Annotated in this window: 7 protein-coding genes and 1 pseudogene; 2 read left to right on the top strand and 6 right to left on the bottom strand. The window is 71.9% G+C overall.

Features of this window, described 5'->3' with window-relative positions; all coding sequences use genetic code 11:
- Positions 1 to 22: 22 nt before the first annotated feature.
- The 3 genes from rplT to infC form a co-directional block, all read right to left on the bottom strand.
- Positions 23 to 406, bottom strand: coding sequence for a 50S ribosomal protein L20 (gene rplT, locus STRIP9103_RS43245; RefSeq protein WP_033531708.1), 384 nt, complete (start codon positions 404 to 406; stop codon positions 23 to 25).
- Between the two features lie 97 nt (positions 407 to 503).
- Positions 504 to 698, bottom strand: a complete 195-nt coding sequence (gene rpmI / locus STRIP9103_RS43240; RefSeq protein WP_004933563.1) for a 50S ribosomal protein L35 — start codon at positions 696 to 698, stop codon at positions 504 to 506.
- Between the two features lie 132 nt (positions 699 to 830).
- Positions 831 to 1,508: a translation initiation factor IF-3 gene (infC, locus tag STRIP9103_RS43235; protein WP_078614256.1), complete on the bottom strand. Its 678-nt coding sequence runs from the start codon at positions 1,506 to 1,508 to the stop codon at positions 831 to 833.
- A 387-nt stretch (positions 1,509 to 1,895) separates the two neighbouring features.
- On the opposite strand from infC, the gene STRIP9103_RS43230 reads away from it, so the two are divergent.
- Positions 1,896 to 2,267 (top strand): DUF1844 domain-containing protein, encoded by a 372-nt coding sequence (locus tag STRIP9103_RS43230; RefSeq protein WP_048822148.1) that lies wholly within the window; start codon positions 1,896 to 1,898, stop codon positions 2,265 to 2,267.
- A gap of 70 nt (positions 2,268 to 2,337) precedes the next feature.
- Here the strand turns inward: STRIP9103_RS43230 and STRIP9103_RS43225 are convergent, their stop codons facing one another.
- Positions 2,338 to 3,069, bottom strand: coding sequence for an SseB family protein (locus STRIP9103_RS43225; protein WP_009341420.1), 732 nt, complete (start codon positions 3,067 to 3,069; stop codon positions 2,338 to 2,340).
- Positions 3,070 to 3,334: 265 nt separating this feature from the next.
- Between STRIP9103_RS43225 and STRIP9103_RS43220 the strand changes: the two genes are divergently transcribed.
- The gene (locus tag STRIP9103_RS43220; RefSeq protein WP_009341427.1) at positions 3,335 to 4,384 is read left to right on the top strand and encodes a serine hydrolase; all 1,050 of its coding nucleotides are present in this window, start codon (positions 3,335 to 3,337) and stop codon (positions 4,382 to 4,384) included.
- A gap of 22 nt (positions 4,385 to 4,406) precedes the next feature.
- Here STRIP9103_RS43220 and mycP read toward each other — a convergent pair whose 3' ends face one another.
- On the bottom strand, positions 4,407 to 5,717 hold the full coding sequence (gene mycP / locus STRIP9103_RS43215) for a type VII secretion-associated serine protease mycosin (RefSeq protein WP_234022443.1): 1,311 nt from the start codon (positions 5,715 to 5,717) through the stop codon (positions 4,407 to 4,409).
- Positions 5,714 to 6,693: pseudogene (locus STRIP9103_RS43210) on the bottom strand (hypothetical protein); the annotation flags it as partial. The gene mycP and the pseudogene STRIP9103_RS43210, both read right to left, overlap by 4 nt.

The following is a 6,693-nucleotide window of genomic DNA, read 5'->3' as shown; positions in this document are numbered from 1 at the left end:
CGGGCTTGGGCCAGCGCCAGCGTCACGCGGCCTTCGGCGCGTTCACGTCCGCCGGCAGGGCCTTCTGGGCGACCTCGACCAGCGCGGCGAACGCGGTGGCGTCGTTGACGGCCAGCTCGGCGAGGATCTTGCGGTCGACCTCGATGTTCGCGGCCTTCAGACCCTGGATGAAGCGGTTGTACGTGATGCCGTTGGCGCGGGCAGCGGCGTTGATGCGCTGGATCCACAGCTGACGGAAGTCGCCCTTGCGCTTCTTGCGGTCGTTGTAGTTGTAGACCAGCGAGTGGGTGACCTGCTCCTTGGCCTTGCGGTAAAGGCGCGAACGCTGACCGCGGTAGCCGGAGGCCTGCTCGAGGATCGCCCGGCGCTTCTTGTGGGCGTTGACTGCCCGCTTGACGCGTGCCACTTTTTAACTCCTTGTAGCGGGGCCGTGGTTGTCCTCACACGGCCCGGAAACGATTGGGTCCCGGTCCTTCGGTGAATCAGGCGCTACGCGCCCGACCTCACTTGCCGAGAAGCTTCTTGATCTTCGCGGCGTCGCCCGGGGCCATCTCGGCGTTGCCGGTGAGGCGACGCGTCACGCGGGACGACTTGTGCTCGAGCAGGTGGCGCTTGCCGGCGCGCTCACGGAGCACCTTGCCGGAGCCGGTGACCTTGAAGCGCTTGCTGGCACCGCTGTGCGACTTGTTCTTCGGCATAGCGCCGTTCTCTCCTCGTCAGTGGCGCTCCGGTGCCCGGTCGTTAAACCGGGCACAACGGAACGTCATTTCTATCGGTTGACACCCCCGGACTCGCGTCCAGGGCTTCCCCTGGACTCTCGTCCCGGGGACTTACGCCTCGGCAGGCTCCTCGGCCGGCGCCTCGACGTCGACCGCGTCGGCATCGGCGGCGTTCTGCGAGCGGCCGGGGTTGGCCTTCGCTTCCGCCTTCCGGGCCTCCTGCGCCTGCCGGGCCTCGGCCATGGCTTCGGTCTTCTTCTTGTGCGGACCGAGAACCATGATCATGTTGCGGCCGTCCTGCTTGGGGTTCGACTCGACGAACCCGAGCTCCTGGACGTCCTCCGCGAGGCGCTGCAGCAGTCGGTAGCCCAGTTCGGGCCGGGACTGCTCACGACCACGGAACATGATCGTGATCTTGACCTTGTCGCCCTGCTTGAGGAACCGGACGACGTGACCCTTCTTGGTGTCATAGTCGTGCGGGTCGATCTTCGGCCGGAGCTTCATCTCCTTGATGACCGTGTGCGCCTGGTTCTTGCGCGCCTCACGGGCCTTCATGGCCGACTCGTACTTGAACTTCCCGTAGTCCATGAGCTTGCAGACCGGCGGACGTGCGTTCGCGGCCACCTCGACCAGATCGAGGTCGTACTCCTGCGCAAGCTCCAGGGCCTTGGCAAGCGGAACAATTCCGACCTGCTCGCCGCTGGGACCGACAAGTCGCACCTCGGGAACGCGAATCCGGTCGTTGATGCGGGGCTCGGCGCTGATGGATCCTCCTCGGTAGCACCCCACGACGGTCTGGCGGACCGCCGCGTATGTCTGGTTGACATTAAGGACCAACCATCGCGGCGCATGAAAAATGCCCCGGACGGGACACAGGCGGGGCTCCTTGCACTGCCGGAGCACCGCCGCGGGTGTGCCGCGGGGCGCGGTTTCGGACGACTCCACCGTCCGTACGGAACGGTGGGGGCCGTCTGACCGGTGACCTGCCGTCCCGGAGGATGGTCAGGTGGGAGTTCGGAGCCTCCACTTGCGGGTCGGACACATAGATGTCCGACCGGTCGTTCACCCACTTTACAGTGTCAAGACCTGGGCCGCCAATCCGCGCGTCACACCACCCGTCCGCGCGTGGGGCGCCCGTGGATCGGGGCGCCGGGGCCGGGGCCTATCGTGTGGGGCATGAGTGACACCCCTCCTGAGGTTCCCGGCCCCGAGGCCCCCGACTTCGACGCCATGACCCGCGACATCGCCGAGGTCCCCGCGGTCGAGGTGATCGTGACGGTCGCCGTCAACCTGATGAGCGCCGCCGCCGTGAAGCTCGGCCTCACCGAGGAGGGCGACAAGTACAAGGACCTGGACGAGGCCCGCAAGCTGATCTCCGCCCTCGCCGGTCTGCTGGACGCGAGCGCCACGGAGATCAGCTCGTTCCACGCGGCCCCGCTGCGCGACGGCCTGAAGTCGCTCCAGCTGGCGTTCCGCGAGGCATCCGTCGTCCCGGACGAGCCGGGCCAGGGACCGGGTGAGAAGTACACGGGGCCGGTCTACGGCTAGCTCCTGCCTCTGTACCTGACCTGCCTCTGTACCTGACGGCTGCTCCCGTACGTCCCGTCCGTACGGACGACTATCCCCGTACATACAAGGGCTCGCCCGGTGGTGTGGCCCCGGCCGGCAGGAGTGCCAGGTCGAGGCCGCGTACCAGGCGGGCCCTCAGTGCGTCGTCGGCGGCGAGGCGGCCGGCGAGCGACCGGGCGGTCTCGGCGGGGGTGGCCGACGGGTCGAGGACGAGGGCGAGGGTGCCGTCGGCGCTGCCCGGGCCGAGGTGGGCACGGAGGACCGCTGGCTCGGCGGCGACCGCGGCGCGCACCGCTGCGGTGACGGCGGGGTCGGCGAGTGGATCGGTGCTGGTGCGGCCCTCGGCGAGGGCGAGCAGGGCGGCTCCCGTGAGCTCGTACGGTACGGGGCCCGCCAGGTCGAGCACGATCGTGTCGGCCTTTTCGTGGGCTGCGGCCTGGAGTGCCTGGTGCAGGGGGACGGCGACGGGGCGGGCGGCCGGGTCCCACCGGGCCAGGGACTCGGTGGACGTGAAGGCGGGCAGCGCGGTGCGCGCGCCGGCCTTGAGCGTGGGTACGGCCATGTCGCTCGTCTTCTCGCGGCGCAGCCCGTTCTCGTCCTCCTCGACCTCGCCGAGGATGGCGACGACGGGGACGAGCAGCCGGGCGCCCTTGAGTGCCTCCAGGACGGGGCCCACGGCGGTCCGGTCCTCGGCCCAGGCGGCGAGCGCGGCGCTCAGCCGGGGGTCGGCGGAGCCGTCGTCGTCGGAGAAGCCGGGGTCGGGGATGTTCTTGTTCGCCACAGTCGTCGACCCTATCCGGGGAAGCGTCCCGGGCTGGTGCCGGGCCGGGAGGCTCGGCCTCTGCCCTTGGTCTGCCGGGCTTCGGCGAGCCGGGTCACCAAGCTTCCGGCAGCCGGGTCACCAGGCTGCCGCAGGCCGGATTCCTTGGCTTTCGCCGGGGCCGGAAACGTGACGGTCATCTCACTCACGGTTTTCTCAGCGTCCCCTGACACGTCTCTAACAGTGGCCTAACCCGTCGCACAGCACGGGGCAGAAGCATCGCGGCATGCCTCCTCACAGAGCCCGCCGCGCCCGCCCCGCCAAGCGCCGTCCGCTCTTCCACGCCGCCCTGGCCGCCGTGATCGTCGTGGGCGGCACGGCCGCCGGCACGGTGTACGTGACGGCCCGGGCGCAGGGTGACGGGAGTACGGCCGTATCGTCGTCGGCGTCATCGTCGGTAGCGCCCTCGGCCTCGGCTTCCGCCTCGCCGGGTGCGGACGCGGTCGTTGAGGAGGCCTCGGTGGAACCAGTGGCGGTGCCCGAGGTGGACTACGACGAGCTGCTGGCGACGGCCATGGCGGGCGTGCCGGTCGAGGACGGGGCCGCGGTGTCGGTGGCCGTGCTGGACGTGGCCTCCGGGGACGGGGCGGTGTACGGGGACGGGCAGTTCGACACCGCGAGCATCGTGAAGGCCGACATCCTGGCGGCGCTGCTGCTCCAGGCGCAGGACGAGGGCCGTCGGCTGACAGCCCAGGAGAAGACGTACGCCTCCGCGATGATCCGCGAGAGCGACAACGCCTCCGCCACCGCGCTGTGGGAGACCATCGGCCGGGCGGCGGGCCTGGACGCCGCCAACGAACGGCTCGGGCTGACCGGGACCGAGGGCGGCGACGGCCTGTACTGGGGGCTGACCCAGACCACGGCCGCCGATCAACTCGCCCTGCTCCGGCAGGTGTTCGGGGACGGCGCGAACGACGAGGGCTCAGTGCTGAGCGCGGCCTCGCGGGCGTACATGCGCGAGCTGATGGGCGGGATCGCCTCGGGCCAGGACTGGGGTGTGTCGGCTGCGGCCGACGGGGGCGGCGAATTCGCCCTGAAGAACGGGTGGTTGCCGCGTACCGCGACGGGGCTGTGGGACATCAACAGCATCGGCCGGGTCACCGTCGCCGGGAAGGACTACCTGATCGCGGTCGTCTCGAACGGCAACACGACGAAGGCGAAGGGGATTTCGCTGGTCGAGGAGGCGGCGAAGGCCGCCGTCTCGGTGTTCGGGGCCGGGAGTACGGAGGAGGCGTCGTCGGTGGCGCCGACGTCAACGGCGTCGGCGACGTCGTAGCCGTGATCCGGGTAGCCGTGTCTCAGACCGCGAACTCGTCGTCCGGTTCGCTGAACTCCTCCGGGCGGGGGCGGCCGAGCCAGAGGACCACGGCGGTGATCAGCAGGGCGGCGCCGAGGCCGCCGGCGGCGGGGGCGGCCCAGCCGGTGGCGTCGTCGTCCTCCGTCTCCTGGGCCGGGCCGGAGCCGAAGTACTTGCGGCCGTACGACGCGGACCTGAGGTCGTCCGGTGCGAGTTCGCCGCCCTCCTCGATGGCGGCGGCGGGGTCGACGAAGCCGAAGCCGCGGGCGTCGTCCCGGCCGCCGGTGGGGGCGTCGCGGGCGGTGTCCTCCAGGAGCCGTTTGACCTGGTCGGGGGTCAGGCCGGGGTGGGCCGCCTTGACGAGGGCGGCGGCGCCGGAGACGAACGCGGCGGCGGCGCTGGTGCCCCAGCCCTCGTAGTACTTGCGGTCGGGGTCGGCGATGACGACGTCGACGCCGGGGGCGCTGACGGTGGCGTACCAGCGGCGGGTGGAGAAGTCGGCGCGGGTGCCGTTCTCGTCGACGGCGGTCACCGCGATGACGCCGGGGTAGGCCGCCGGGTAGGAGATGTGGTCGCCCTTCTTGCCGCCGTTGCCGGCCGAGGCGACGACGACGGAGCCCTTCTTCAGGGCGTACTGGACGGCGGCGTCCTCGGAGGGCTCGGGGTGGGCGGACTCGGAGTCGTCGCCGAGGGAGAGGTTGATGACGTCGGCGCCCTGGTCGGCGGCCCAGCGGATGCCCTCGGCGAGGGCGTTGCCACGGGTGCTGCGGGCCTTGGCGCGGGCGGAGTCACCGTCTTCGAGGATGACGCGGACGGGGAGGATCTTCGCCTCGGGGGCGACGCCCATGACGCCGTCGGCGTCGTTCACGCCGTGGCCGTGGCCGGCGATGATCCCGGCCATGGCGGTGCCGTGCCGGGCCCAGGTGCGGTCGCCGCGCTTGGCGCCGAAGCCGATCAGGTCCTTGGTCGGCAGGACGTTGCCGGCCAGGTCCGGGTGCTCGTCGTCGACACCCGTGTCGAGGACGGCGACGGTGATGCCCGCGCCCTTGGTGGTGCGCCAGGCCTCCTGGGTGTGCATGGCGTCGAGCGCCCACTGCTGGTCACGGATGCTGTCGGCGTGCGCGGCGGTGGAGGGGACGAGGGCGAGGGAGGCGGCGAGGGGAAGGGCGAGGAGGCCGGTGCGGCGGGTGCGGCCGATGTGCGCAATACGCGGCGTACGGGGCGTACGTCGACGGGGCCGCCCGGCCTCCTTCCCGGGCTCGTCCGTCCCGCTCATCCGGTCCACGGCTTTCGCGTTCCTCGTGGGTCTCATGACGGCTGCTCCGTGGCGGACGCGGCGGTCTTGCGGAGGCCGCGTTCGATGCGGTCGGCGAGGCCCTGGGCCTCGTGGCCGAGGCCGGACTGGGCGGGGGCCGTGGTGGCGCCGGGCTGCATCGCGTCCTCGGCGGGCTGCGGTTCGGTGACGGTACGGCCGTCGGCGAATCCCGAGACGGCGTAGACGACGACGGGGACGTCCGTGAGTACGGAGATCGTCCAGGAGGCCCGCTGGCCGTCGCCGAAGCCGGCGGCGACGGTGTCCTCGGCGGCGTACGGGCGGGGCATCAGGTCGGTGCGCCGGTCGAGGCCGTCCTTGGCGAAGCGGACCTTGAGGGCGGCCATGTCGGCCGCGTCGGCCTTGGTGAACATCATGCCGACGGTGGTGACGCTGCTGCGGGTGGCGTCGGTGTAGGTGGCGCGCAGCAGCCGCAGGCAGCCGACGGGGGTGAGGGCCTTGTGCAGCAGGGGGTCGAAGGCGTCCGCGCAGCCGCTGTCGGGGGCGACGGCGATGCGCGTCCAGGTGCGGTCGGTGCCGCCGGGGCCGGCGCCCTCGCCCCGCACGGTCGGCGGGAACAGTTCGTCGACGGGCACGCTGTGCCACAGCTCCTCGGCCGCCGTGAAGCTGCCGCGGGCAGCGTCCGTCCCGGAGTCCCCGGTGAGCCAACTTCCCGCCGCCGCGCCGCCGATGAGTCCGACGCCCAGCACCACACACGCCGCGACGGCCGCGGCCCGGGTCCCCGACGGCCACGACCTGCGCCGCCCGTCGTACGACCCGCCCCCCGCCCACGCGGAGGTGTCGGGCTGCGCCAGCGTCACGAACGGCCGCCCGGGCGGCGCCCCGAGCGCCGCGTCGATCGCCTCGGCGGAACGCCGAGAGGCCCCCGACGCCGGCTGCCAGCCACCGCCCCGGTCGGACTCGACGGACCGGGGGCGGGGGGTGACGGTCTCGGGCCGCACTTCTTCGGGGAGGG

This window comes from Streptomyces ipomoeae 91-03 (assembly GCF_000317595.1).
Classification (GTDB): Bacteria; Actinomycetota; Actinomycetes; order Streptomycetales; family Streptomycetaceae; genus Streptomyces; species Streptomyces ipomoeae.
This window is presented reverse-complemented; position numbering and strand designations above follow the sequence as displayed.

Bases quoted from the DNA above. Each gene is read 5' to 3' on its own strand.
- rpmI (WP_004933563.1), bottom strand. From the start codon at position 698: ATGCCGAAGAACAAGTCGCACAGCGGTGCCAGCAAGCGCTTCAAGGTC.
- mycP (WP_234022443.1), bottom strand. From the start codon at position 5,717: ATGAGACCCACGAGGAACGCGAAAGCCGTGGACCGGATGAGCGGGACG.
- STRIP9103_RS43220 (WP_009341427.1), top strand. From the start codon at position 3,335: ATGCCTCCTCACAGAGCCCGCCGCGCCCGCCCCGCCAAGCGCCGTCCG.
- STRIP9103_RS43230 (WP_048822148.1), top strand. From the start codon at position 1,896: ATGAGTGACACCCCTCCTGAGGTTCCCGGCCCCGAGGCCCCCGACTTC.